Below are 25,723 nucleotides of genomic sequence, written 5' to 3' on the forward strand. Positions count from 1 at the left end.
GCAGCGCCACCCGGCATTTCTCCCCCAATCTCCATAAAGTGAACTCCCTCGCATCACAGGCGAAGCGGCAATGCTATCCTCTTCAGGCTGTTTTTTCGCCACGCCTTTTTCTGTGGCGTGGTTATTTTTAGTCAAAGAGGATCTTATATGAAACGTTTGCCCTTGCTGGCAGCATTACCCTTGCTTTGCGCGTCGGTTGCTTACGCCGCGCCCCTGATGTCCGTGGGCTACTTCAATGGCGGTGGCGATGTGACCGCCGGACCGGGTGGCGATATCAATAAACTCGACGTTCGCCAGATCACCCACCTGAACTACTCGTTTGGTCTGATCTATAACAACGAGAAAGACGAAACTAACGCCGCGCTGAAAGATCCGGCGAAGCTGCATCAAATCTGGTTATCCCCGAAAGTGGCATCCGACCTGGCGTTAATTCCTCAGCTTCGTAAACAAAACCCGAACCTGAAAGTCCTGCTGTCCGTGGGCGGCTGGGGCGCGCGCGGTTTTTCTGGCGCAGCGGCAACCCAGGAGAGCCGCGCGGTGTTTATTCGCTCCGCGCAGGAGATCGTCAATAAATACGGCCTGGACGGGATCGATCTTGACTGGGAATTCCCGGTCAACGGCGCGTGGGGACTGGTCGAGAGTAACCCTGCCGACAGGGATAATTTTACCGCGCTGTTAAAAGAGCTGCGTGACGCGTTTGGTCAGAAGAAGCTGGTCACGATTGCGGTGGGCGCGAATGCGGAAAGCCCGAAAAGCTGGGTGGACGTGAAGGCCATTGCCCCCCTGCTCGACTACATCAACCTGATGACCTACGACATGGCGTACGGGACGCAGTATTTCAACGCCAATCTGTATGACTCCAGCGCCTGGCCAACGGTGGCCGAGGCCGATAAATACAGCGTCGATTTTGTAGTCAATAACTACCTGGCCGCCGGGCTTAAGCCGCAGCAGATGAACCTCGGGATCGGTTTTTACGGTCGCGTACCGAAGCGCGCCGTTGAACCGGGCATCGACTGGAGCAAACCGGACGCGCAAAACAATCCGGTGACCCAGCCCTACTTCGGTCCGCAGGAAATTGGCCTGTTTAAATCGCTTGGCTACGATCTGACCAAAGATACCTATGTGAAATACAATGATATCGTCAGCAAGCTGTTGAACGATCCGCAGAAACGCTTTACCGAGCACTGGGACGATCGGGCGAAGGTGCCGTGGCTGTCGGTAAAATCCGCCGACGGGAAGGCGCTGTTTGCGATCTCCTATGAGAACCCGCGTTCCGTGGCGATCAAAGCGGATTACATCAAGGAGAAAGGACTCGCAGGCGCCATGTTCTGGGAGTATGGCGCGGACGACAACAACCAGTTAGCGAAGCAGCTGGCGGAGTCGCTCGGGATCCCGCATAAGTAGTACGACATCAAGCCCTCTCCCTGTGGGTGAGGGCATCAACCCGCACCGTTATTGCATTTTCATCGTCGCAATCGGCTTTGGCGTAATGCCAAACTCTTCTTTCAGCTCGCGCTTGCTCTTCATCACCATCTGGCCTTGCGTGTCGATGGTCATGTGCTGTGCGTCGGTATTGTTACGCGCCTGCCACAGCATCACCAGCTGCAAGCTGTTCTCTTTTTGCTCCGGGGTCAGCGCCACGCCGTCCGGCCATTTTCCCAGCTCAACGGCCGTCACCAGACGCTGATACACCTCCGGGGTCATGCCTGCAATCATGTCATCAATATTCACGATCTCTCCCTTTCAAAGGAATAATTTGCTGAATCGTTTTTTCAACCTTTGGTCTGGTCGCCGTTTTCGTCATCGGTAAAGCTCATTGACGCCGAATTGACGCAGAAACGCTCCCCTGTCGGCTGCGGGCCGTCCGGAAAAACGTGCCCGAGATGGGCGTCACAGTTTCCGCAACGAATTTCGGTACGCACCATGCCGTGCGAGGAGTCCGTTAGGTAGCGGATCGCATCGTCGCTGACAGGCTCGTAAAAGCTCGGCCAGCCGCAGCCAGAATCATATTTAGTCTGGGAGTTAAACAGCGGTGCATCACACACCAGGCAATGGTAGACGCCTTCCCGCTTATTGTGCAGCAGACGCCCGGTAAACGGCGGTTCTGTGCCGTGATTTTGCGTCACGTAAAACTGCATCTCTGTCAGGTTTTTTTTCAGATCGTCGGGGTTATGTTGGTTCGACATATGCTTACATCTCGCTGTTGAAACAGACATCTTTTAACCCAGATTCTAACAAAACATTAACACCCGCGCGTGCACTTTTGTTCTAAACTTATGTGTCGCGAAAAGGCGGTCGGGCAATTGTGATCAATTTCACATTTTCATCCTGTGAGGCCTTTAAAATTCCGGGCGCAGCCCCCATGTGGTTGCTAGCTCAAAGGGAAAGTGAGGCGAGTCAGTCGCACAAACGTTAGTCACAGGATTGATTTGTCGCAATGATTGACACGATTCCGCTTGACGCTGCGTAAGGTTTTTGTAATTTTACAGGCAACCTTTTATTCACTAACAAATAGCTGGTGGAATATATGACTATCAAAGTAGGTATCAACGGTTTTGGCCGTATCGGCCGTATTGTCTTCCGTGCTGCTCAGAAACGTTCTGACATCGAAATCGTTGGTATCAACGATCTCCTGGACGCTGAATACATGGCGTACATGCTGAAGTACGACTCAACTCACGGTCGTTTCGACGGCACCGTTGAAGTGAAAGACGGCCACCTGGTTGTTAACGGCAAAACCATCCGCGTTACTGCTGAGAAAGACCCAGCTAACCTGAAATGGAACGAAATCGGTGTTGACGTTGTAGCTGAAGCGACCGGTATCTTCCTTACCGACGAAACTGCACGTAAACACATCACTGCGGGCGCGAAGAAAGTTGTTCTGACTGGTCCATCCAAAGACAACACCCCAATGTTCGTTCGTGGTGCAAACTTCGAAACTTACGCTGGCCAGGACATCGTTTCCAACGCATCCTGCACCACCAACTGCCTGGCACCGCTGGCTAAAGTTATCAACGACAACTTCGGCATCATCGAAGGTCTGATGACTACCGTTCACGCTACCACCGCTACTCAGAAAACCGTTGATGGCCCGTCTCACAAAGACTGGCGCGGCGGCCGTGGCGCGGCTCAGAACATCATCCCATCTTCGACCGGTGCTGCTAAAGCAGTAGGTAAAGTACTGCCAGAACTGAATGGCAAACTGACTGGTATGGCGTTCCGCGTTCCAACTCCTAACGTATCCGTTGTTGACCTGACCGTTCGTCTGGAAAAAGCTGCTTCTTACGAAGAAATTAAGAAAGCAATCAAAGCTGCTTCCGAAGGCCCAATGAAAGGCGTTCTGGGTTACACCGAAGACGACGTTGTATCTACCGATTTCAACGGCGAAGTGTGCACTTCCGTGTTCGATGCTAAAGCAGGTATCGCACTGAACGACAACTTCGTGAAACTGGTTTCCTGGTACGACAACGAAACTGGCTACTCTAACAAAGTACTGGACCTGATCGCTCACATCTCCAAATAAGTTGAGATGAGTGCTTGATCTTAAAAGGCGACTTCGGTCGCCTTTTTTATTGTTTTTTAGACAGAGGATTGCTTAATGATTAATAAAATTTTTGCACTTCCGGTAGTCGAACAACTTACCCCTGTGCTCTCCCGCCGTCAGATTGACGGTGCCGATCTCATCGTCGTCGATCATCCGCGCGTTAAAGCCTCCGTAGCGCTCAATGGCGCCCACCTGCTCTCCTGGAAACCAGAAGGCGAAGAAGAAGGCCTGTGGCTGAGCGATGCCACCTCGTTCAAAAAAGGGGCGGCGATCCGTGGCGGCGTACCGATCTGCTGGCCATGGTTTGGCCCGTCAGCGCAGCAGGGTTTACCGTCTCACGGTTTCGCCCGTAACCAGCAGTGGACGCTGAAGGCGCATAACGAAGATGATAACGGCGCGGTGTTGACCTTTGAGCTCCAGGCGAACGATGAAACACGCGCCCTGTGGCCACACGAGTTCACTCTGTATGCCCGCTTCAAGCTGGGTAAAACCTGCGAAATTGAGCTGGAAGCGCACGGCGAATTCGAAACCACCTCCGCGCTGCACACCTATTTCAACGTAGGCGACATCCAGGCCGTTAAGGTGAGCGGACTGGGCGATACCTTCATCGACAAAGTGAATAACGCAAAAGAAGGCAAGCTGGACGATGGCGTGCAGAGCTTCCCTGATCGTACCGACCGCGTTTACCTGCACCCGGAAGCCTGTAGCGTGATCCACGACAGCGCGCTGAACCGCGGTATTGAAGTGGTTCACCACCACCACAGCAACGTGGTCGGCTGGAACCCGGGCCCGGCCCTTTCCGTCAGCATGGCGGACATCCCGGACGACGGTTACAAAACCTTCGTGTGTGTGGAAACCGCGTGTGTGACTGCGCCGCAGAAAACCAGCGAAGAAAAACCGTCCCGCTTAGGCCAGACGATCAAGATTGTGAAACGTCAGGCATAACAAAAACAAACGGGGCGCAAGCGCCCCGTTTAATAGATAACGTCCAAATCAGAACTTGTAGGTCACACCCACGGAGAAAATGCCGGACCAGGACTTGTCGACCATCGGGCTGTCCTTCACTTCGTCGCTCAGACGGATATAACGGCCAGTGCCGTACACGTTCCAGTCGCCGAGGAAGTTATAGGAGGCGGTGAGTTCCAGGTACGGATCCCAGCCATCATCAGCGCTGTAGCTATTCAGACCACTGCGGCGAGACTCAGCCTTAGACACGCCATAGTAGTAGTCATTGTAATTCTCGCTGCTGTACTGCACACCGATACCCGGCGTCAGGGTCACCGCGCCGTTGGTATAGCGATAAAGCCACGCCAGATCCCAGATGAAGCCGTTGCTGTTGTCCAGGGTATCGCCCGCCAGCGCCGTGCGCAGGAAGCCATACTGGGTGTTATGCACGTATGAAAGCCCCGCCATCAGCGAGCTTCTGCGCTTGTCCAGCTGGCGAAGCGCATTGCTGTCGCTGTCGCCTGGTTTAAAGTGCGTTGGATCGTAATAGGCCATGATGGAGAGCTTATCGGCCGTATCGTTCCACAGATAGTAGCCGCCGCCCAATCCACGGAACCAGAAGTTATCGCCTTCATAGGTGACAACGGGGACAGGATAAACGTCGCGGTCATACTGCTTGTACGGGCTGTTGATCACGCCAGCACCCGCGCCAACAGTCCACTGGCTCTCAGCCTGTACGGTGCTCGCTGCGGTCGCGGCAAGGATGCCCAATGCCAGAAGTTTGAGTTTGGTCACAATCCATTCTTTCCTGTAGTCAAATAATCAGCGGGTGAAGTGTAACCGCCATTCCCGTACATCCCAAAATTTTTTGCGCGCTAATCCGTTTGATTAACCCGTTATTTTTCATTTTTCAGATGACAACCCGCTTTCATTTTTGTGAACGCTAAATGAAAAACCCCCTTTTCGCTTATAACCACAGTGGAAATTTTTGGATGAGTTATTGATATGTCATTGAAAGTAGATTTTATGCGTATGCAAGTTTTGCAATTGCCATCTACGCTTTAATTTAAGAAGAGGTTTTGCTGAACACCCTGCGGTTCATAGCCTTCGACCTGGCACACAGGTTGCTGCTCTGGAGGTGAGGTGCGAAAAATTCTCTTCCGGGAGCCTCCACTACTCATACGAACGGCTCTTATCCTGTGCTAAAAAACGAAAGGACGGCATGCCATGAATATATTCGATCACTATCGCCAGCGCTATGAAGCTGCCAAGGACGAAGAGTTCACACTGCAGGAGTTTCTTACCATTTGTCGGCAAGATCGCAGTGCCTATGCCAATGCGGCAGAACGGCTATTAATGGCTATCGGTGAGCCAAACATGGTCGATACTGCCCTGGAGCCACGGCTTTCCCGTCTATTTTCGAATCGGGTGGTCGCCCGATACCCGGCGTTTGAAGAGTTCTACGGCATGGAAGACGCCATCGAGCAGATCGTCTCCTACCTGAAGCATGCCGCTCAGGGGCTGGAAGAGAAGAAGCAAATCCTTTATCTGCTGGGTCCTGTCGGCGGGGGTAAATCCTCCCTGGCTGAACGGCTGAAGGCGCTGATGCAGCGCGTGCCGATCTACGTCCTGAGCGCCAACGGCGAGCGCAGCCCGGTGAATGACCATCCGCTGTGCCTGTTTAACCCGCAGGAGGATGCGCAGATTCTGGATAAAGAGTTTGGCATTCCGCACCGCTATCTCGGCACCATCATGTCGCCGTGGGCGGCAAAACGTCTGCATGAGTTTGGTGGGGATATCACCAAATTCCGCGTCGTGAAGGTCTGGCCATCCATTCTTGAGCAGATCGCCATCGCCAAAACCGAGCCCGGTGACGAGAACAACCAGGATATCTCGGCGCTGGTGGGTAAAGTTGATATCCGTAAGCTGGAACATCACGCGCAAAACGATCCGGATGCCTACGGTTATTCCGGTGCGCTGTGCCGCGCCAACCAGGGGATTATGGAATTTGTCGAGATGTTTAAAGCACCGATTAAAGTGCTGCATCCGCTGCTGACCGCCACGCAGGAAGGCAACTACAACGGGACGGAAGGTATCTCCGCCCTGCCGTTTAACGGGATTATCCTCGCTCACTCGAACGAATCTGAGTGGGTAACCTTCCGAAACAACAAAAACAATGAGGCGTTCCTTGACCGAGTCTATATCGTCAAAGTGCCTTATTGCCTGCGGATCTCCGAAGAGATCAAGATTTATGAAAAACTGCTCAACCACAGTGAGCTAATGCATGCCCCTTGCGCGCCGGGAACCCTGGAAACGCTGTCGCGCTTCTCGATCCTGTCGCGCCTGAAAGAGCCGGAAAACTCCAGCATCTACTCGAAAATGCGCGTGTATGACGGGGAAAGCCTGAAAGATACCGACCCGAAAGCGAAATCGTACCAGGAATACCGCGATTACGCCGGGGTCGACGAAGGGATGAACGGCCTGTCGACGCGTTTTGCGTTTAAGATCCTCTCCCGGGTCTTCAACTTCGACCACGCGGAAGTGGCCGCTAACCCGGTCCACCTGTTCTACGTGCTGGAACAGCAGATTGAACGCGAGCAGTTCCCGCAAGAGCAGGCTGAACGCTACCTGGAGTTCCTGAAAGGCTACCTGATCCCGAAATACGCCGAGTTCATTGGGAAAGAGATCCAGACCGCCTACCTGGAATCCTATTCCGAATACGGCCAGAACATCTTTGACCGCTACGTCACCTACGCTGACTTCTGGATCCAGGATCAGGAGTACCGCGACCCGGACACCGGCCAGCTGTTTGACCGTGAGTCCCTGAACGCGGAGCTGGAAAAAATCGAGAAGCCGGCCGGGATCAGCAACCCGAAAGACTTCCGAAACGAGATTGTGAACTTTGTGCTGCGCGCCAGAGCGCATAACAACGGCCGCAATCCAAACTGGACCAGCTACGAAAAACTGCGCACGGTTATCGAGAAGAAAATGTTCTCCAACACGGAAGAGCTGTTGCCGGTCATCTCGTTTAACGCCAAAACCTCCACCGACGAGCAGAAAAAGCACGACGATTTTGTCGACCGTATGATGGAGAAAGGCTATACCCGCAAACAGGTCCGCCTGCTCTGCGAATGGTATCTGCGCGTGCGCAAATCGTCTTAACACAAGTGCCCGGCAGCGCCTTTGCTGACCGGGCCGCTGAAAGTTGGCAAATGCAGTACGGGGGATATATGACCTGGTTTATTGACCGGCGTCTTAACGGCAAAAACAAGAGCACGGTGAATCGCCAGCGCTTCTTGCGCCGTTATAAATCGCAAATTAAACAGTCGATCTCCGAGGCCATCAACAAACGCTCGGTGACCGACGTCGACAGCGGCGAATCCGTCTCCATCCCCAACGATGACATCAGCGAACCGATGTTTCATCAGGGGCGTGGCGGTCTTCGCCATCGCGTGCACCCAGGAAATGACCACTTCGTCCAGAATGACAGAATCGAGCGGCCACAAGGCGGAGGCGGCGGTTCTGGCAGCGGTCAGGGACAGGCCAGCCAGGACGGTGAAGGCCAGGATGAGTTCGTCTTCCAGATATCCAAAGACGAGTATCTCGACCTGCTGTTCGAAGATCTGGCCCTGCCGAATCTGAAAAAGAATCAGCACCGCCAGCTCAATGAATATAAAACCCATCGCGCGGGCTATACCGCAAACGGCGTGCCCGCCAACATCAGCGTCGTGCGTTCCCTGCAAAACTCGCTGGCGCGACGTACGGCGATGACGGCGGGTAAACGGCGCGAACTGCGCGAGCTGGAAACCAGCCTGAAGGTGGTGGAGAACACGGAACCGGCGCAGCTGCTGGAAGAGGAGCGCCTGCGTAAAGAGATTGCCGAACTGCGGGCGAAGATAGACCGGGTACCGTTTATCGACACCTTTGACCTGCGCTACAAGAACTACGAAAAACGTCCGGAGCCGTCCAGCCAGGCAGTGATGTTCTGCCTGATGGACGTATCAGGCTCGATGGATCAGGCGACGAAGGATATGGCTAAGCGTTTTTATATTCTGCTCTATCTGTTCCTGAGCAGAACCTATAAGAACGTGGAGGTGGTCTATATTCGCCATCATACTCAGGCAAAAGAGGTGGATGAACATGAGTTCTTCTACTCGCAGGAGACCGGTGGCACCATCGTGTCGAGCGCCCTGAAGCTGATGGATGAGGTGGTGAAGGAGCGCTACGATCCGGCACAGTGGAACATCTATGCCGCGCAGGCATCGGATGGTGATAACTGGGCGGATGACTCGCCGCTGTGTCATGAAATTCTGGCGAAGAAGATCCTGCCGGTGGTGCGTTACTACAGCTACATTGAAATTACCCGTCGCGCCCACCAGACGCTGTGGCGTGAATATGAGCATCTGCAAGCGATGTTCGATAACTTCGCGATGCAGCACATTCGTGACCAGGATGACATCTATCCGGTCTTCCGGGAACTGTTCCAGAAACAATCGTCCACCAGCAATGCATGACCCAACAGCCAGCGCTCCCGCTGGCTGTTTTCTTTCAGCCCTCTCCGTCCCGTGCTAAGGTAGCAAGCTGCGTATTGGCAAATCACAGGTGAATTCATTATGTCTGGTGACGTGACTGGGACGACGACCCATCAGCAGCTTATCAGCTTATTAACCGAACAGGGTGCGCGCTTTCGCGTGATGGAGCATGAGGCCGTTGGCAAATGCGAAGCGGTCAGTGAAATTCGCGGGACCGATATTCGGCAGGGTGCAAAAGCGCTGGTCTGCAAGGTAAAAGGCAACGGCGTAAAGAAACATATTCTGGCTATCCTCGCCGCCGATCGTCAGGCCGATCTGAGCCTGCTTGCCCGCCATTTCGGTGGGCTGAAGGCCTCTCTCGCCAGTCCGGCGGAAGTTGATGCCCTGACCGGCTGCGTTTTCGGCGCCATTCCCCCGTTCAGCTTTCATCCGGATCTGACGCTGGTCGCCGATCCGCTGCTGTTTGAGCGTTTCGACGAGATCGCCTTTAACGCTGGCCTGCTGGAAAAGTCGGTGATTATGGATACCCAGGACTATCTGCGCATCGCCCGTCCTGAGCTTGTGACCTTCCGGAAACAATAAATACAGAGGCTGGCTAACGGTCAGCCGTTTTCCAGCAGCAGTACGGACGCGATCACCCCTTTTTTACCCCCACCAAATGACAGCGATGCATCATTAAAATGACTATTTTGCCGCTGAAACGATTCTGAGCGAAATATGCTCCGCTGCGTAAAGTCACTCATTATATGATTTATTTGTTACCGGTATCACGAAAAGAAATTAACGTAACCCCGATGCCAGATCTCGCAATTGTTAACCTTTTCATCATGGTTAACTCTGATAACGGAGCACCTCATAAATAAACCTTACACTGGCAAGGTGAATACAATGACCGAAATAATTACCCGTAAAGAAAAAATCAGTTATGGGTTAGGCGATATGGCGAGCCATATTGGGCTGGATAACGTCATTATTTTTCTGACGTTTTACTATACGGACGTGGTGGGACTGCCTGCGGCATTCGTGGGCACCATGTTTCTTCTGGCGAGAACCGCCGATGCCATCATAGACCCGGCGATGGGCTATATCGCCGACAGGACGCGCACACGCTGGGGCAAATTCCGCCCGTGGATGCTGTGGCTGGCGCTGCCCTTTGGGGCCAGCTGTCTGCTGACCTACGCCGTACCGGAGTCGCTCGATCTACATGGTAAAATGATTTTCGCGACCGTCAGCTATACCCTGATGATGCTGATGTATACCGCGATTAATATCCCCTATTGCTCTATGGGCGCGGTAATTACCCCTGACAACGATGCGCGAATTTCCCTCCAGTCTTATCGCTTTTTCCTGGCCACGCTGGGCGGCGCGCTGTCGACATTCTTTATGATGCCGCTGGCAGAATTTTTAGGCGGCGACGATAAATTGCTGGGCTACCGCTGGGCGATGGCCATTATGGCGACCGTTGCGGTCGTCATGTTCTGGATCTGCTTCGCCAATACGCGCGAGCGTATTAAGGCTCCCGCCACCCACAATAATTATCTTGCGGAACTAAGGGATTTATTACGAAACGACCAATGGCGTGTTGTCGCCGTACTGGTAATAACCAACATTGGTTTTGGCGTTATTCGCCTTGGCGCAATGATGTATTTCGTCACGTATTATCTCGGTAGCGCGAGCTATTTTATGTGGATGCTCGGCGCGCATATTCTCGGAAAAGCCGCAGGCAGCGCGCTGGCTAAACGTCTGACGCAGAACGTGAGTAAAGTGCAGATGTTTGGCTACTGTTCCGTGCTGGCGGGAGTACTCAGTATCGCCCTGTTCTTTGCGCCTAAGTCGGTGCTGATTCTGGTACCTATGACGTTCATCGTCTCCACCCTTTACCAGGCCACCACCACGCTGATGTGGGTGATGATGGCAGACGTCGCCGACTACGGCGAATGGAAACAGGGCAAACGCATGGACGGCGTGATCTTCTCCACCTTCCTCGCCGTTCTCAAGCTGGGGATGGCAATCAGCGGCGCGATTGTTGGCTGGACGCTGGGCTTAAGCGGCTATGTGGCCAATGCCCCGGAACAGACCACCACGGCGATGTACTGCATCATTGCCCTCTTCACTCTCGTGCCTGGCATCTTGTCGCTCTGCGCGTTTGCCACGCTGCGCTGGTACAAGCTCGACGACAGCACTATGCAGTCTATCCATCTCGCCAAACACCCCGTTTAGAAGGACGCGTTATCCATGAGTGAGCTGATTCAACATTCCAACAGTATCGAGTGGCGTTTTGAACGTCAGATCCTGCGTATTGAACCCTGGGGGAAAAACAGCCTGCGCGTCAGGGCCACCTGTTCCCCGACGTTCGATGAAGCCTTGCAGGCGCTGTTACCCGCTACACCTTGCGAGGCTGAAATCATCGCCGAAGCGGAAAGCCTGACGCTGCGCAACGGCAATATCACCGCGAGGCTGAACCTTAAGGGTCAGCTGGCCTTTTACAATCAGCGCGGTGAGCTGCTGCTGGAGGAGATGTGGCGCCAGCGTTCTACGGTCGGTATCGGTGCCAGCGAGAAAAGTCAGGATAAATACGTCAGCGCCCTGAAGCTGGATGGCCGCGAATTTAAGCCGCTGATGGGCGGCAAATATCAGCTCACCGTCCGGTTTGAATCGCGTCCGGAAGAACGCCTCTATGGCATGGGTCAGTATCAACAGCCGTGGCTGGATCTGAAAGGCTGCACGCTGGAACTGGCGCAGCGCAACTCCCAGGCAAGCGTCCCCTTTATGCAGTCCAGCCTTGGCTATGGCCTGCTGTGGAACAACCCGGCGATTGGCGAAGCCAGCTTTGCTAAAAACCAGACGGAATGGCGCGCCCGGGTCACAGGTGAAATGGACTACTGGATCACCGCCGCTGACACGGTGGCGGAGATCACCCGCCAGTATGTGAAAGCCACCGGTATGCCCCCGGCAGCCCCTGCTTTTATCAGCGGGCTGTGGCAGTGTAAATTGCGATACCGCACCCAGCAGGAGGTGCTGGAGGTCGCGCGGGAGTATCGCCGCCGTAACCTGCCGCTGTCGGTCATGGTCATCGACTTTTTCCATTGGCCGAATCAGGGCACCTGGTGCTTCGATCCCGTGGACTGGCCCGATCCTAAAGCAATGGTCGATGAGCTGCGCGAAATGGGTATTGCGCTGATGGTGTCGGTGTGGCCAACGGTAGAGGCGCGCAGCCCCCTCTACCCGCAGATGAAAGCCAAAGGGTGGCTTGTCAGCAGTGAACGCGGCGTGCAGGTTAACCTCGATTTTATGGGCAATACGACGTTCTTTGACGCCACGCATCCCGAAGCGCGCGAGTTTGTCTGGGATACGGTGAAGCGAAATTATTACGATTTGGGCATCAAACTGTTCTGGCTCGACGAAGCGGAACCGGAGTACCGCGCCTATGATTTTGATAACTATCGCTACCACGCCGGTCCGGTGCTGGAAGTGGGCAACCGCTACCCGCGCGATTTTGCGCAGGGCTTTTACGATGGGCTACAGGCAAACGGTGAAACTGAGATAGTTAACCTGGTACGCTGCGCCTGGGCAGGCAGCCAGCGCTATGGCGTGCTGGCGTGGTCGGGTGATGTCCACTCTTCGTTCCATGCTTTTCGCAATCAGCTCGCCGCCGGACTGAATATGGGGCTGGCGGGGATCCCGTGGTGGACTACCGATATCGGCGGCTTCCAGGGAGGGAATGTCAACGACCCGGCGTTCCACGAATTGCTGATCCGCTGGTTCCAGTGGGCGGTGTTTACGCCGGTTCTGCGCATGCACGGCTATCGCGAGCCGCAGATCCAGCCCCCGGAGCGCTATCGGGACGGTATTCCTCAATGTAACAGCGGTTCGCCTAATGAGCTGTGGAGTTACGGAGAAGAGAATTACGCCATCATGCAGCACTGGCTTACCGTGCGCGAAACCCTGCGCCCGTATATTGACGCGCTGTACCAGCAGGCGCATCTGCACGGAGACCCGCTAATGCGTCCGCTGTTCTGGCACTATCCGCAGGATAAGCAGAGCTGGGCGTGTGAAGATCAGTATCTGTTTGGCGAAGATCTTCTTGTGGCGCCGGTTATGCAGGCCGGTCAGCGTGAGCGCGATGTCTGGTTACCGAATGGCAATAGCTGGGTCGCCCTTAACGGCGAACGCTACCCCGGCGGGGAGCATATCCGGGTGCCCGCGACGCTGGAAACCATCCCGGTGTTTATCCGCGACGGGAGTCCGCTTATCCCGAAACTGGTGAACTGACTTCAGGCAAGCGCCCAAAAATAGACAATTTTTTCACTAAAGCCTGCCTGCCGTCGCGTTTGCGCGTAAAGTAAGCAGGCTTACTATTTTTGGCAAGGATCCCGTCATGCTCGACCCTACTCTGCTTATACTTCTGGCCCTGGCTGCTTTGGGTTTTATCAGCCACAACACTACCGTCGCGATTTCCATTCTGGTACTGATCATCGTTCGCGTTACGCCGCTAAACACCTTCTTCCCGTGGATTGAAAAACAGGGGCTAACCATCGGGATCATTATTTTGACCATCGGCGTGATGGCACCGATTGCCAGCGGAACGCTGCCGGCCTCAACGCTGCTGCACTCCTTTGTGAACTGGAAATCGCTGGTGGCGATTGCGGTGGGCGTTTTTGTCTCCTGGCTTGGCGGACGCGGCGTGACGCTGATGAGCAGCCAGCCCTCACTGGTGGCCGGCCTGCTGGTGGGCACCGTGCTGGGCGTGGCGCTGTTTCGTGGCGTGCCGGTTGGCCCGCTGATTGCTGCCGGGCTGGTTTCGCTGTTTATCGGGAAGTCGTAGTCAGGCTGGCGATATAGCGGGCGGGCGTCTGCCCCAGCCCTTTCTTAAACATGGTGATAAAGGCGGTGGTGGAGTCATACCCCAGCGCCTGCGCCGCCTGCTGTACTGACTTCCCGCCGATCAAAAACTGCAACGCGACAATCAGCTGGAGCTGGTGTCGCCAGCGGCGAAAGCTTAACCCGGTCTCTTTCACCACCAGCCGTGCCAGATTGCGCTCGCTCATGGCAAAGTGGCTGGCCCACTGGGCCAGCGTCTGCCAGGCGGCAGGCTCATTTGCCATGGTCTCACTCATCAGGCGAATTTTCGGATGCGGAGAAACCGGCAGCTGGAGATGCTCCTGCGGTTGCAGGGGCAGTTCGTCAAACAGGACGTCAACCAGTCGGCCAGTCGCGGGAAGCGGCAGTTCTTCCCGCGACCTGTCCGCGAGCGCCAGCACCAGCTCCCGCACCAGGGGCGATATTTTCAGCGTACAGGTACGCGCCGGCAGGTCGAGCGCGCCGGGTTCAATAAACAGCAGGCAGAGCTGCGCGCCGGGCGTCGCCCTGTTGCTGTGCGGCGTTTGACCCGGGATCCACACCGCATACTGGGGCGGCACCATCAGCATCGCGTTTTCCACTTCGCAGGTTATCGCCCCACCCAGCGCCATAATCAGCTGCCCTTTGCGGTGCTGATGAAGCGGAATAAATTGTTCTTGTGCCACCACGCGGATGCGAAAAGCCACCGCCGCATCGTGCTGGCTGTCGGGATCGTAGCCGTCGAGCCCCAGTCCGTACATAAAGTTGTCCGATATTAGCGATAAACTGTCATTTTAGCCTGATTTCAACCACGACTTAAATCGGTATTGTATGCGCTCGCCTGAACGTAAGAGACAATAATGACTACTGCTATTCAACCTTCCGGGAAACAGGGTGCGCTGCTGGTTGCAGGTATCCTGATGATTGCCACGACGCTGCGCGTCACGTTTACCGGTGTCGCCCCCCTGCTCGACACCATCCGTCAGGACTATGGCTTAAGCACGGCACAAACCGGTCTGCTCACGACGCTGCCGCTGCTGGCCTTCGCCTTAATCTCTCCCCTTGCCGCAGGCGTCGCCCGGCGGTTGGGCATGGAGCGCAGCCTTTTTATCGCGCTGCTGCTGATATGCATCGGGATTGGCATACGTTCGCTGCCGTCGGCGTCGCTGCTGTTTATCGGTACGGCGGTCGTTGGCTGCGGGATTGCGCTGGGCAATGTCCTGTTACCCGGATTAATCAAACGCGATTTTCCGGGCCAGGTCGCAAAACTCACGGGGGCGTATTCGCTGACGATGGGGGCCGCCGCTGCCGCAGGGTCGGCGCTGATCGTCCCGCTGTCGCTGGGGAATGCCGGCTGGCACGGGGCGCTGCTGATGCTGATGTTCTTCCCGCTGGTGGCGCTGCTGCTGTGGTTACCGCAATGGCGCCAGAAGCCCGCCGCTACCCTGACGGGAGCGGGCGCGCTGCACAACCGGGCCATCTGGCGCTCCGCCCTTGCCTGGCAGGTGACGCTTTTTCTGGGCATCAACTCACTGATTTACTACGTCATAATCGGCTGGTTGCCCGCGATTCTGATCAGCCACGGCTACAGCGAAACGCAGGCGGGCTCCATGCACGGCCTTCTCCAGCTGGCCACCGCTGTTCCCGGTCTCGCCATTCCGCTTATCCTGCACCGTCTTCGCGATCAGCGTGGCATTGCCGGGCTTGTCGCCCTGATGTGCGCCGTAAGCGCGGCCGGGTTCTGGTTTGCGCCGCAGCTGGCCGTCGTCTGGACGCTGGTGTTTGGCTTCGGATCCGGCGCCACCATGATCCTCGGCCTGACCTTTATCGGGCTGCGCGCCAGTTCGGCCCATCAGGCCGCCGCGCTCTCCGGCATGGCACAGTCCATTGGCTATCTTCTGGCGGCCTGTGGGCCACCGCTGATGGGGAAAATTCACGATACCGCCGGAGACTGGCGCATTCCGCTGCTCGCCTGCGCGCTGGCTGCGGTGGTGATGGCCCTGTGCGGCATGCTGGCCGGGCGCGATCGGGAAATCACACCCCGCTGACACACAAGGCAGACCTTTCGGTCTGCTTTTTTTATCCCTGCGCCGCCCGCAACATGGCCTGGGCCAGCACTACCGGGCGCCCTTGCAGCGCGGCTCGCTCGTGCTGGAACAGGGTGATCACAAAGAAGGGATGTGTCACCAGCTCTGCCGCGCGGATCTCGCCCTGCTCGTCCCAGCCCGTCACGCGCATGTCGCCCCGCTCAAGCTGCCGGGCAAACTCAGGCGAGACGCCGTAATTGCAGTGATACCCTTCCTGAATTTCCGGCTTTCCGTACGCTTTGGCAATCAGGGTGTTGTTCCGCAGTTCGATCGCGTCGGTTTGTTCCACCAGCGAGCAGGCCAGCGGCGCAATCACCATCCTCCCTTCGGTATCGGTTTCGGCATGGCCTGCATCGTGCCAGCCCAGCACGTTGCGCGCATATTCAATCAGCGCATGCTGGAAACCGCCGCAGGTGCCGAGAAAAGGGATGCTGTTTTCGCGCGCGTAACGCGCCGCAATAAACGCCGCCTCGGTGTTTTTATACGGGCTTGCCGGAACCAGCCAGATGGCATCGTAACCGACCAGGTCTTCGGGACTGGTGAGCTCAGGCGTGGCGAGCCAGTCATAATCCGCGGTGAGATCCAGAACCGCAGCGGCGTCATCAATCGCCAGCGGAATAGCCTGGTGCGCAATAACATCGGGATTGTAATCACCAACCAGCGCAATGCGCAGCGTCGTTTTAACCGGGGAGAGTTCCATGAGAGATTCCTTATGCCGGAGGATTTTCAGATAACATAAGGAACCTCAGACTACCGATCTTTTGCAATTATCACAATACCTTAAATTGGGTGGATAAAAGCCTGGTGCTATAGTGTTCTTGCTGAACGTCACACGGTAGGGAGGAAAACGGATGATTCAATGCAAACGCGTGTATGAAGAGGCAACGTCAGACGATGGTTACCGGGTGCTGGTAGACAGACTCTGGCCGCGAGGAATGAAAAAGAGCGATCTCGCCTACGATGAGTGGTGCAAATCGCTAACGCCGTCGAGCGAACTGCGTAAAGCCTTCCACGGTGAAGCGATCGATTTCACCGCGTTCAGTGAAGCCTATCGAAAAGAGCTGGCGCAGCATCAGGATGAAGGCAAACGCCTTGCGGCCCTCGCCCGACAGCAGACCGTGACGCTACTCTATGGTGCGAAAAATACGGAGCAGAATCACGCGCAGGTGCTGGCGGACTGGCTACGGAGATTTTGATTAGCCGATCGCCAGCTCATCAACGATGCGTGGCATCTCGTCCGGCGTCAGCGGGATCAGATGTTCCGGGCGAACAAACGCAAAACCGTGCTGGTTATCAAATGCGTAGACATCACCGGTGACCAGCCACAGCGGGCGCGCTGACGTGGCGGGTAACTGCGTCATGACGCCGTTGACCGGGTTCACAAAACGCTGGCCGGGCTGACAGAGGCCAAACAGCTCAACGGATTTACCAATATTTCGACGGCCTGCCGTCGTACGCGCACCCACGATCATCGCCATGCTGCCCGGTTTTAACTGAAACATACTTCTTCTCGCAAACGTGCTGCCAGAAACTGGCTAAGAATAATCCTAAAGAGAAGTGTATCGCAGTTTTATTGCCGTTGTCATCTGGTCGGTTGCGGATGATCGCGGCGGTAGAGATCCCATTCATCGATCGTTTCTCCGCCTGGCAGTTTGCACTCGGTACGTACGCCCTGAGGGCTTTGAACAGGGATTTGCTCTCCCCCTTTCTCCAGACAGTACACTGACGCCGGGTTTGCCATACCAATAGCGTGCGGCGGCTCAGGCGCATCGGGAGGGGGGGTCTTTGTTGAGCATGCGGCCAGCGGTAGTACCAGCGCCAGGAAAAGATATTTCATTTTCACGATCCTTCAGGGTGTTGAAAACGTCAGAGTAACGGGTCATCGCCGTTTTCTCCATGATTTCTCCATTAAACCTGCACGATTCGTCCCTATAGTGGGGTCTGTTCTCACTCTGACCAGAGAACATCATTCCGTAATCAAGATGTTTTGCCCCGGCCTTCGCGTCGGGGCTTTTTTTAGCGCGCCCGCCCTGGTTTCCAGAAGAATATATAAAATTTCCCCTATTCATGTTTAACTATGACCGGAGTCTATAATTTCAGCATAACATGCAGATACAGAGGCCTTCTGCATGGGAGTCAACCTGCTTTATGTCAGATATCATTCTTGCCCGTGTTTCAGAAACCCTCGCCACCGAGCAATCTCTCGACAGTCTGGTGCGTCAGCTACTGGAAATGCTGGAAATTGTGACCGATATGGAATCAACCTACCTGACCAAAATCGATATCAATGCGCGTTTACAGCACATTTTATATGCCCGTAACAGTAAGCAAATGCAGATCCCGGAAGGGTTCAGCGTGCCCTGGGACGAAACGCTGTGTAAGCGCGCCATGGATAGCGACACGTTGTTCAGTAACGAGGTGCCTGAACGCTGGCCAGAATGTGAGGCTGCAAAAGCGCTGGGGATTACGACCTACATGAGCGTGCCGGTTCACCTTGCTGACGGTACCTTGTACGGCACGCTATGCGCGGCAAGCACCGCACAGAAACAGTTCAGCGAGCGTGGCGAGCAGGTAATCAGACTCTTTGCCGGGCTAATTGGTCAGTACATTCAGAAAGAGTCGCTGGTGCTTCAGCTTCGCGAAGCCAACGCCGCGCTCATTGCCTACTCATACACCGACGCCCTTACCGGCCTGCCAAACCGCCGCGCCATTTTTGAAAATCTCACCACCCTGTTCTCACTGGCGCGCCATCTTAACCGCAACGTCATGATTGCCTTTATTGACCTCGATGACTTCAAGCGAATCAATGACCAGTACGGTCATGAAGCGGGCGATCGGTTCCTCGTTCAGGTCGGCAATCGGCTGACGCACGAGCAAACGCAGGACGAAATTATCGGCCGGCTCGGCGGCGATGAATTTCTGGTTGCCAGCCTGAGTAACAGCAATGATGGCGACACCAGCTCAGAGGTCAACGCACTCAAAACCCGCCTCAACGGTCGTATCGCGGGCGAATACGGGTTAGGAAATGTCACTATCCTCTATCCCGGTGCAAGCTATGGCGTCGTTATTGTGGATCCTCACAGCACGGATGAAGATAGCGCCCTGCGCACCGCAGACCTCGCGATGTATCAGGATAAAAAGGGAAAAAGCAAAACAGGCTTTGTCGCTTTAGATTAAAACCGTACACTCTACGGCCTTATACAAACTCAAACAGGTGTTGGCATGAGAATAGGGATCCTCTTTCCGGTTGTAATTTTTATCACGGCGGTGGTGTTTTTAGGCTGGTTTTTCCTTGGCGGATACGCCGCGCCGGGGGCATAAGTGAGAAAAACGACCCTCATCATGCTGATTGTGGCCATCGTAGCCGTAGCCGGTACCCAGCTGGGCTGGTGGTAACCCAAAGTAAAAAGGCCGCCATCAGGCAGCCTTTTTTAACACAGTTCAGATTTAGCTTTTGATTTTTCTGTAGATAAACAGAACAACCAGCGCGCCAATCACCGCGACGACAAAGCTGCCGAAGTTGAAGCCATCAACTCTGCCAAAGCCGAACAGGGTACTGATCCAGCCACCAACGACTGCACCCACAATCCCCAGAATGATCGTGACGATGAAACCGCCGCCATCTTTGCCCGGCATAATCCACTTCGCCAGGATACCCGCAATCAGCCCAAAGATAATCCAGGATAAAATTCCCATAGCTTTCCTCTCCGTATGGTTTTTGTCATTAAATCAACGACACAGAAAAGGATAGCACAGGATTTGAGAAAGGAAATTTGTGATAAGAATCACACGGTTCGTTTGAGTAAAATCTGAACAGTAAAAATTTGCCGTTCCACATGAATCGTGGGGTTGCATCTTTTGTTGAGAAAGATTATCTTTCTCAATACTGAATAGTTGAGCAAATCACTCAGGTATTCAGTACGACATTGCTCACATTGCTTCCAGTATTTCTTGCCCACTTTTTAGTGGGCTTTTTTTTGCCTAAACCCACCAAAATCTGGCGTTTTATCGCAGGTGGCGAAACGCTATTCTCTGTGGCTACTGAACAGCAATGAATTGATAACATGAACGTATCGAGCAAATTTGTCATCTGCCTGAATCTTGTCTCTGCCAGTACGCTACTGTTACTGCTCTCCACACGGTTTGAGTGGTTCTGAATGGAATGTAGCCTGTACGGCGATACCGTGCTGGCTCTTCTCTCATACTTGTAGCTTTTATGACCTGTGTTAAGATCCCTGCACCTCAGGACGTGGCGGGACAGCAGGAATATGAAGAAGGCCATTAGCGTTGCTATCATCTCAACCTTTCTGGTCGTCCTGTCGCTGTATGCTGTTAACGCCATCATCGTTGAACAGCAAAAGGACCGGCAGAGGGAGATCTCCCACACGCTGTTACGCTATTCCGAAGACTTGACGCAAATTATCGCCAGCACGCTTAAAACGACTTCCGCGAAGGGATGCGATAGCGCGAGTCTGAACGACTATCGTAAATTAAAGATGCAGAGTCTCTATTTCGCCGATGTGGGGTTTATTGAAAATGAGAAAATCACCTGCACCGCATTTTGGGGCAAGCTGGCAAATCCCATCGCCCTTCCCTCTGAGCTTCATGACACTCTGAACGGATTCAGCCTGGCGCAATTTTCACAGAAAAATTTCTTTGTGGGCAATGCGACAATTTATAACCATCTTATTATCTTCACGTCACGTTCAGCCTACGATAAATTTTCTCCCGTTACCGCCAACTATTCACTTCGTTCTTCCACGAAAGATTTCGACCGGACCTTTTTCACCGTTACGTCTCCTACAGATAACCTTAGCCGCTTATCGTCTCTGCTATTCACGCAGACCGTGACGCAGTGCAGCACCCGCTGGGATTTGTGCGTTACCGTTACCCATCACAATGCCGGACTGGCATCGCTGTCCCGCATAGTGATGGTGCTCCTGTGCCTGTTTTTATACTTTATCTGGGTATCGCTGACGCTGTTTTCTCTGCGACTTTATGAAGACCGGCTTTCTCTGGAGCGTACGCTGGTCAAAGCGGTGAAAGCGAATACCATCAGCGTACACTTTCAGCCCATTATTCGGGTAGCTGATAAAAAAATCGTTGGGGTTGAAGTGTTATCGAGATGGCAGGATAACAATCACAAAGAGGTTTCTCCCGAGCTGTTTATCCCGTTGATTAAAAAAATTGGGCTGTATAACGTTTATTACCGGAACATGATTAAAAAATCCCTGTCGGAAATTGCCGCGCTGGCCACTGAACATCAGCTCATGATTTCACTGAACGTTGGGCGAACGGAAATTGAAGACGGCAAATTCCTGGCGGTATTACGCCATGAATGCCTACAGCACGCGCTTCCCTTATCGTTAATAAAGGTCGAATTATCCGAGAATGGCGTATCCACCTCGGCCATCCTTGAAGAGTTTTGTGAGGAGCTTAAATCGGCAGGCGTCAAAATTTCCATAGACGATTTTGGCGTGCAAAATTCTAATCTGGCCAGGCTGTCAAACCTCAAGTATGACGAAATCAAAGTGGATAAGTCGTTAGTGGATGGCATTAACGAGCATTATAAACAGGATATTCTGGCGATCTTTTGCGACGCGCTCGCTAAGCTGCACAAAACCCTCGTGTTTGAGGGCGTCGAAAGCGAAACGCAATATCAGTTCATCGCCCAGAGATATCCTGATGCCCTCGTGCAAGGCTGGTACTTTTCAAAATCGTTAACCCGGCGCGACCTGGCCAGCCTGCTGGCAGACTCAACGCGATGAAGCGTTATTCATTGCCCCATTGATTCAGAAAGTTTGCGATATCGTCAATGCGCGCTTCATCAATATCCGCCTCGACAGCCATCTCCCGCTGCGCTTCTTCACTGATTTCCTCATTGTGGTATAAGCGAGTGAGCAGCAGCTGGAAATAGCGTGCCAGCGGCGTACGCTCTGCCTCTTCGACCGGTTTCGCCGTTTCAGTCGCATACTCATCGACGATGTCATAATACTTGAGCGGGATATCATGGTTCATAGCGTTTTTCCGTCTTTTGTGCATAAAAAACGGGAACCCTCAGGCTCCCGTTGTCATTTAACCCAGCGAGTGGATTACATGTTCGCGATAATCGCGTCGCCAAACTCTGAGCATTTCAGAAGTTTAGCGCCTTCCATCAGACGTTCAAAGTCATAGGTGACGGTTTTCGCGTTAATCGCGCCTTCCATACCCTTAACAATCAGGTCTGCGGCTTCGAACCATTCCATATGACGCAGCATCATCTCTGCGGACAGAATGATAGAGCCTGGGTTGACTTTGTCCTGGCCCGCGTATTTCGGTGCAGTACCGTGAGTGGCTTCGAACAGAGCGCACTCGTCACCGATGTTCGCGCCCGGCGCGATACCGATACCGCCAACCTGAGCTGCCAGCGCATCAGAGATGTAGTCACCGTTCAGGTTCATACAGGCGATCACATCATACTCAGCAGGACGCAGCAGGATCTGTTGCAGGAACGCATCGGCGATCACATCTTTAATGACGATCTCTTTACCGGTGTTCGGGTTCTTAATCTTCTGCCATGGGCCGCCGTCGATCAGCTCACCGCCGAACTCTTCGGTCGCCAGCTGGTAGCCCCAGTCTTTGAACGCGCCTTCGGTGAACTTCATGATGTTGCCTTTGTGCACCAGGGTCACAGAGTCACGGTCGTTGGTGATAGCGTATTCGATAGCTGCACGCACCAGACGCTTGGTCCCTTCTTCGGAGCACGGCTTAATGCCGATACCGCAATGCTCTGGGAAGCGAATTTTCTTCACACCCATCTCTTCGCGCAGGAATTTGATCACTTTTTCTGCATCAGCAGAATCCGCTTTCCATTCGATACCGGCGTAAATGTCTTCTGAGTTTTCACGGAAGATAACCATGTCGGTCAGTTCCGGGTGCTTAACCGGGCTTGGGGTGCCCTGGTAGTAACGTACCGGACGCAGACACACATACAGATCCAGTTCCTGACGCAGCGCCACGTTCAGGGAGCGAATGCCGCCGCCAACTGGCGTGGTCAGAGGGCCTTTGATAGCAACGCGATAGTCGCGGATCAGGTCCAGCGTTTCGGCTGGCAGCCAGACGTCCTGGCCATAAACTTGAGTGGATTTTTCACCGGTGTAAATTTCCATCCAGGAAATTTTACGCTCGCCTTTGTAGGCTTTCTCAACAGCGGCATCAACCACTTTCAGCATTGCCGGGGTAACGTCTACGCCGATACCATCACCTTCGATGAACGGGATAATCGGGTTGTGAGGAACGTTAATCTTGCCGTTTTGCAGGGTGATCTTTTTACCTTCCGCCGGAACAACTACTTTGCTTTCCATTAACCTCTCCTTCGAGCGCTTCTGGTTGTTACTGATCTTATGTTAATAAATTGTAATGAGCCTTCCGATAGTACCTGATTGTCCGACGCCATGAAAGGTCTTCGTTATTAGGCTATAATGCGGCAATTGATAAAGCCTGAAAATACCATGAAGAAAACTTCTTTTAGAAAACACCGGGTTGAGCGATTCAGCTCACAACAAGCGACCAGAAGAACGCCAGAAACCCAGCCGACGCGGGTCATACTGTTCAATAAACCCTACGATGTTTTGCCGCAGTTTACCGATGAAGCCGGGCGCAGCACGCTGAAGGATTTTATACCCGTACAGGGTGTCTACGCGGCCGGGCGACTGGATCGCGACAGCGAAGGGCTGCTGGTGCTCACCAACGACGGCGTACTACAGGCCAGGCTCACTCAGCCGGGAAAACGTACCGGAAAAATTTACTACGTGCAGGTTGAAGGCGAGCCGGACGACGCCTCGCTGGCAAAGCTGCGCAACGGCGTGACGTTAAACGACGGTCCCACCCTGCCTGCGGGTATTGAGCGCGTGAATGAGCCCGAGTGGCTGTGGCCGCGCAATCCGCCGATTCGTGAGCGCAAATCCATTCCCACCAGCTGGCTTAAAATTACCCTTTATGAAGGCCGCAACCGACAGGTCAGGCGCATGACTGCGCACGTGGGCTTCCCTACCCTGCGACTCATTCGCTACGCGATGGGGAGCTACACGCTGGACGCACTGGCAAACGGGGAATGGCGTGACGTTACCCCCAAGGAGAACTGATGTTTAAACCTCATGTTACGGTCGCCTGCGTGGTCCACGCGCAGGGCAAATTCCTGGTGGTGGAAGAGACCATCAACGGCAAAGCGCTGTGGAATCAGCCAGCCGGGCACCTTGAAGCCAATGAAACCTTGCTCCAGGCGGCAAAGCGCGAGCTGTGGGAGGAGACGGGTATACGTGCCGAACCGCAGCACTTTATCCGCATGCATCAGTGGATAGCGCCAGACCACACGCCTTTCCTGCGCTTTTTATTCGCCGTTGAGCTTAACGAAACGTGCGCCACTGAACCGCACGACGACGATATCGATCGCTGTCTGTGGGTGACTGCCGAGGAGATCCTGACCGCGCCAAACCTGCGCTCGCCGCTGGTTGCCGAAAGCATCCGCTGCTGGCAGTCTGCGGGCCGTCTGCCGCTGGATGTCATCGGAGAGTTTAACTGGCCGTTTACAGAGGGTGTCAATGGTGGGGGGGCGTGATAGAATACGCCGCCTTGAAGTTCAATGTCGTGAGTATTCCATGTCAGATAACAGCCAGAAAAAAGTGATCGTCGGCATGTCCGGCGGTGTCGATTCCTCCGTTTCCGCCTACCTGTTGCAGCAACAGGGCTATAAGGTGGAGGGCCTGTTCATGAAGAACTGGGAGGAAGACGATGGCGAGGAATACTGCACTGCCGCTGCGGATCTCGCCGATGCGCAGGCCGTGTGCGATAAGCTCGGCATCGAACTGCACACCGTTAACTTTGCCGCAGAATACTGGGACAACGTCTTTGAGCTTTTCCTTGAAGAGTACAAAGCGGGCCGCACGCCGAACCCGGATATCCTGTGCAACAAAGAGATCAAATTCAAAGCCTTCCTGGAATTCGCCGCTGAAGACCTGGGCGCGGATTACATCGCGACCGGCCACTACGTGCGTCGCGCGGACGTGAATGGCAAAAGCCAGCTGCTGCGCGGACTGGACGGCAACAAAGATCAGAGCTACTTCCTTTATACGCTGAGCCATGAACAGATTGCCCAGAGCCTGTTCCCGGTCGGCGAACTGGAAAAGCCGGAAGTGCGTAAAATTGCTGAAGAGCTGGATCTGATCACCGCGAAGAAAAAAGACTCCACCGGTATCTGCTTTATCGGCGAGCGTAAATTCCGCGAATTCCTGGGCCGCTATCTGCCTGCACAACCGGGCAAAATTGTCACCGTTGATGGCGACGAAATCGGCCAGCATCAGGGACTGATGTACCACACCCTCGGCCAGCGCAAAGGTCTGGGTATTGGCGGCACCAAAGACGGCAGCGAAGATCCGTGGTACGTGGTCGACAAAGACGTCGAGAACAATATTCTGGTGGTGGCTCAGGGTCACGACCACCCGCGCCTGATGTCCGTTGGACTTATCGCGCAGCAGCTGCACTGGGTCGATCGCGAGCCGCTGAAAGGCACGCTGCGCTGCACCGTGAAAACGCGCTACCGCCAGACGGACATCCCTTGCACCGTGACCGCACTGGATGACGACCGCATTGACGTGCGTTTCGACGAGCCGGTTTCCGCCGTTACCCCTGGCCAGTCAGCTGTTTTCTACAGCGGCGACATTTGCCTCGGCGGTGGGATCATTGAACAGCGCCTGCCGCTGCCTGCTGTTTAAACCGTTTGCACACATAAAGGAGACCGT

29 protein-coding genes are annotated in these 25,723 nt (G+C 54.4%); 18 read left to right on the forward strand and 11 right to left on the reverse strand.

From position 1 onward, the window contains the following. The first annotated feature begins 147 nt into the window (after window positions 1–147). Window positions 148–1,404 carry a chitinase ChiD gene (gene chiD, locus E0L16_RS20785; RefSeq protein WP_131638131.1) on the forward strand — a complete coding sequence of 419 codons (1,257 nt, stop codon included), beginning with the start codon at window positions 148–150 and terminating at the stop codon, window positions 1,402–1,404. A 48-nt stretch (window positions 1,405–1,452) separates the two neighbouring features. Here chiD and E0L16_RS20790 read toward each other — a convergent pair whose 3' ends face one another. Both E0L16_RS20790 and msrB read right to left on the reverse strand, forming a co-directional pair. After that, a complete protein-coding gene (locus E0L16_RS20790) occupies window positions 1,453–1,716 on the reverse strand; it encodes a YeaC family protein (protein ID WP_226842097.1) in 264 nt (87 codons plus the stop codon). Between the two features lie 56 nt (window positions 1,717–1,772). Next, a complete protein-coding gene (msrB, locus tag E0L16_RS20795) occupies window positions 1,773–2,186 on the reverse strand; it encodes a peptide-methionine (R)-S-oxide reductase MsrB (protein ID WP_022647790.1) in 414 nt (137 codons plus the stop codon). Between the two features lie 341 nt (window positions 2,187–2,527). On the opposite strand from msrB, the gene gapA reads away from it, so the two are divergent. Next, complete coding sequence (gene gapA / locus E0L16_RS20800) at window positions 2,528–3,523, forward strand: glyceraldehyde-3-phosphate dehydrogenase (RefSeq protein ID WP_006809136.1); 996 nt, start codon at window positions 2,528–2,530, stop codon at window positions 3,521–3,523. 75 nt (window positions 3,524–3,598) lie between these two features. Beyond that, complete coding sequence (locus E0L16_RS20805; RefSeq protein ID WP_131638133.1) at window positions 3,599–4,489, forward strand: D-hexose-6-phosphate mutarotase; 891 nt, start codon at window positions 3,599–3,601, stop codon at window positions 4,487–4,489. Window positions 4,490–4,537: 48 nt separating this feature from the next. Here E0L16_RS20805 and E0L16_RS20810 read toward each other — a convergent pair whose 3' ends face one another. After that, a complete protein-coding gene (locus tag E0L16_RS20810; protein ID WP_063866429.1) occupies window positions 4,538–5,284 on the reverse strand; it encodes a MipA/OmpV family protein in 747 nt (248 codons plus the stop codon). A gap of 432 nt (window positions 5,285–5,716) precedes the next feature. On the opposite strand from E0L16_RS20810, the gene yeaG reads away from it, so the two are divergent. The 3 genes from yeaG (at window position 5,717) to E0L16_RS20825 (ending at window position 9,603) form a co-directional block, all read left to right on the forward strand. Next, complete coding sequence (gene yeaG, locus E0L16_RS20815; protein ID WP_063449019.1) at window positions 5,717–7,651, forward strand: protein kinase YeaG; 1,935 nt, start codon at window positions 5,717–5,719, stop codon at window positions 7,649–7,651. A 68-nt stretch (window positions 7,652–7,719) separates the two neighbouring features. Then, on the forward strand, window positions 7,720–9,003 hold the full coding sequence (locus E0L16_RS20820; RefSeq protein ID WP_063449020.1) for a YeaH/YhbH family protein: 1,284 nt from the start codon (window positions 7,720–7,722) through the stop codon (window positions 9,001–9,003). Window positions 9,004–9,102: 99 nt separating this feature from the next. Next, complete coding sequence (locus E0L16_RS20825; RefSeq protein WP_063449454.1) at window positions 9,103–9,603, forward strand: YbaK/prolyl-tRNA synthetase associated domain-containing protein; 501 nt, start codon at window positions 9,103–9,105, stop codon at window positions 9,601–9,603. Window positions 9,604–9,623: 20 nt separating this feature from the next. Here the strand turns inward: E0L16_RS20825 and E0L16_RS22080 are convergent, their stop codons facing one another. Next, window positions 9,624–9,764, reverse strand: coding sequence for a hypothetical protein (locus tag E0L16_RS22080; protein WP_165498432.1), 141 nt, complete (start codon window positions 9,762–9,764; stop codon window positions 9,624–9,626). A gap of 145 nt (window positions 9,765–9,909) precedes the next feature. Between E0L16_RS22080 and E0L16_RS20830 the strand changes: the two genes are divergently transcribed. The 3 genes from E0L16_RS20830 to E0L16_RS20840 all read left to right on the forward strand — a co-directional run bounded on the left by E0L16_RS20830 (window position 9,910) and on the right by E0L16_RS20840 (window position 13,846). Next, window positions 9,910–11,241: a glycoside-pentoside-hexuronide (GPH):cation symporter gene (locus tag E0L16_RS20830; protein WP_131638135.1), complete on the forward strand. Its 1,332-nt coding sequence runs from the start codon at window positions 9,910–9,912 to the stop codon at window positions 11,239–11,241. 15 nt (window positions 11,242–11,256) lie between these two features. Beyond that, window positions 11,257–13,293, forward strand: coding sequence for a glycoside hydrolase family 31 protein (locus E0L16_RS20835; RefSeq protein ID WP_131638137.1), 2,037 nt, complete (start codon window positions 11,257–11,259; stop codon window positions 13,291–13,293). 106 nt (window positions 13,294–13,399) lie between these two features. Next, window positions 13,400–13,846, forward strand: coding sequence for a DUF441 domain-containing protein (locus tag E0L16_RS20840; protein ID WP_063449023.1), 447 nt, complete (start codon window positions 13,400–13,402; stop codon window positions 13,844–13,846). On the opposite strand, the gene E0L16_RS20845 is transcribed toward E0L16_RS20840, so the two are convergent. Beyond that, entirely contained in the window at window positions 13,830–14,621 is a 792-nt protein-coding gene (locus E0L16_RS20845; RefSeq protein ID WP_107535147.1) for an AraC family transcriptional regulator, read from the reverse strand. The genes E0L16_RS20840 and E0L16_RS20845 overlap by 17 nt on opposite strands. A 99-nt stretch (window positions 14,622–14,720) precedes the next feature. Here E0L16_RS20845 and E0L16_RS20850 point away from each other — a divergent pair, with 99 nt between their 5' ends. Further along, a complete protein-coding gene (locus E0L16_RS20850; protein WP_131638139.1) occupies window positions 14,721–15,908 on the forward strand; it encodes a CynX/NimT family MFS transporter in 1,188 nt (395 codons plus the stop codon). Window positions 15,909–15,939: 31 nt separating this feature from the next. Here the strand turns inward: E0L16_RS20850 and E0L16_RS20855 are convergent, their stop codons facing one another. Next, entirely contained in the window at window positions 15,940–16,647 is a 708-nt protein-coding gene (locus E0L16_RS20855) for a CTP synthase C-terminal region-related (seleno)protein (RefSeq protein ID WP_063449026.1), read from the reverse strand. 151 nt (window positions 16,648–16,798) lie between these two features. On the opposite strand from E0L16_RS20855, the gene E0L16_RS20860 reads away from it, so the two are divergent. Then, a complete protein-coding gene (locus E0L16_RS20860; RefSeq protein ID WP_131638141.1) occupies window positions 16,799–17,143 on the forward strand; it encodes a DUF488 domain-containing protein in 345 nt (114 codons plus the stop codon). On the opposite strand, the gene E0L16_RS20865 is transcribed toward E0L16_RS20860, so the two are convergent. Both E0L16_RS20865 and E0L16_RS20870 read right to left on the reverse strand, forming a co-directional pair. Then, complete coding sequence (locus E0L16_RS20865; RefSeq protein WP_131638143.1) at window positions 17,144–17,449, reverse strand: hypothetical protein; 306 nt, start codon at window positions 17,447–17,449, stop codon at window positions 17,144–17,146. It lies immediately after the preceding gene. Window positions 17,450–17,529: 80 nt separating this feature from the next. Then, window positions 17,530–17,784, reverse strand: a complete 255-nt coding sequence (locus E0L16_RS20870; RefSeq protein WP_077221079.1) for a putative hemolysin — start codon at window positions 17,782–17,784, stop codon at window positions 17,530–17,532. Window positions 17,785–18,095: 311 nt separating this feature from the next. Between E0L16_RS20870 and E0L16_RS20875 the strand changes: the two genes are divergently transcribed. Continuing rightward, window positions 18,096–19,124, forward strand: coding sequence for a sensor domain-containing diguanylate cyclase (locus tag E0L16_RS20875; protein WP_131638145.1), 1,029 nt, complete (start codon window positions 18,096–18,098; stop codon window positions 19,122–19,124). A gap of 45 nt (window positions 19,125–19,169) precedes the next feature. Beyond that, window positions 19,170–19,268 (forward strand): YoaK family small membrane protein, encoded by a 99-nt coding sequence (locus E0L16_RS20880; RefSeq protein WP_015570793.1) that lies wholly within the window; start codon window positions 19,170–19,172, stop codon window positions 19,266–19,268. Window positions 19,269–19,394: 126 nt separating this feature from the next. Here the strand turns inward: E0L16_RS20880 and E0L16_RS20890 are convergent, their stop codons facing one another. Beyond that, complete coding sequence (locus E0L16_RS20890) at window positions 19,395–19,643, reverse strand: GlsB/YeaQ/YmgE family stress response membrane protein (RefSeq protein WP_003857896.1); 249 nt, start codon at window positions 19,641–19,643, stop codon at window positions 19,395–19,397. A 368-nt stretch (window positions 19,644–20,011) separates the two neighbouring features. Between E0L16_RS20890 and yncL the strand changes: the two genes are divergently transcribed. Then, window positions 20,012–20,104 carry a stress response membrane protein YncL gene (yncL, locus tag E0L16_RS20895; RefSeq protein WP_071524166.1) on the forward strand — a complete coding sequence of 31 codons (93 nt, stop codon included), beginning with the start codon at window positions 20,012–20,014 and terminating at the stop codon, window positions 20,102–20,104. Window positions 20,105–20,215: 111 nt separating this feature from the next. Further along, entirely contained in the window at window positions 20,216–21,715 is a 1,500-nt protein-coding gene (locus tag E0L16_RS20900) for an EAL domain-containing protein (protein ID WP_131638147.1), read from the forward strand. A gap of 4 nt (window positions 21,716–21,719) precedes the next feature. Here E0L16_RS20900 and E0L16_RS20905 read toward each other — a convergent pair whose 3' ends face one another. Together E0L16_RS20905 and icd are read right to left on the reverse strand one after the other, a co-directional pair. Continuing rightward, the gene (locus E0L16_RS20905) at window positions 21,720–21,965 is read right to left on the reverse strand and encodes a YmjA family protein (RefSeq protein WP_131638149.1); all 246 of its coding nucleotides are present in this window, start codon (window positions 21,963–21,965) and stop codon (window positions 21,720–21,722) included. A 74-nt stretch (window positions 21,966–22,039) separates the two neighbouring features. After that, window positions 22,040–23,290, reverse strand: coding sequence for an NADP-dependent isocitrate dehydrogenase (gene icd, locus E0L16_RS20910; RefSeq protein WP_045327001.1), 1,251 nt, complete (start codon window positions 23,288–23,290; stop codon window positions 22,040–22,042). A 117-nt stretch (window positions 23,291–23,407) separates the two neighbouring features. On the opposite strand from icd, the gene rluE reads away from it, so the two are divergent. The 3 genes from rluE to mnmA are packed head-to-tail and all read left to right on the forward strand — an operon-like array spanning window position 23,408 to window position 25,696. Continuing rightward, entirely contained in the window at window positions 23,408–24,070 is a 663-nt protein-coding gene (gene rluE, locus E0L16_RS20915) for a 23S rRNA pseudouridine(2457) synthase RluE (RefSeq protein WP_063449032.1), read from the forward strand. Next, on the forward strand, window positions 24,070–24,543 hold the full coding sequence (locus tag E0L16_RS20920; RefSeq protein WP_131638151.1) for an NUDIX hydrolase: 474 nt from the start codon (window positions 24,070–24,072) through the stop codon (window positions 24,541–24,543). Before rluE ends, E0L16_RS20920 begins: the two co-directional genes overlap by 1 nt. A 40-nt stretch (window positions 24,544–24,583) precedes the next feature. Continuing rightward, window positions 24,584–25,696: a tRNA 2-thiouridine(34) synthase MnmA gene (gene mnmA / locus E0L16_RS20925; protein ID WP_063449034.1), complete on the forward strand. Its 1,113-nt coding sequence runs from the start codon at window positions 24,584–24,586 to the stop codon at window positions 25,694–25,696. Window positions 25,697–25,723: the final 27 nt, after the last annotated feature.

The sequence above is a fragment of the Enterobacter quasihormaechei genome, assembly GCF_004331385.1.
GTDB classification, from domain to species: Bacteria; Pseudomonadota; Gammaproteobacteria; order Enterobacterales; family Enterobacteriaceae; genus Enterobacter; species Enterobacter quasihormaechei.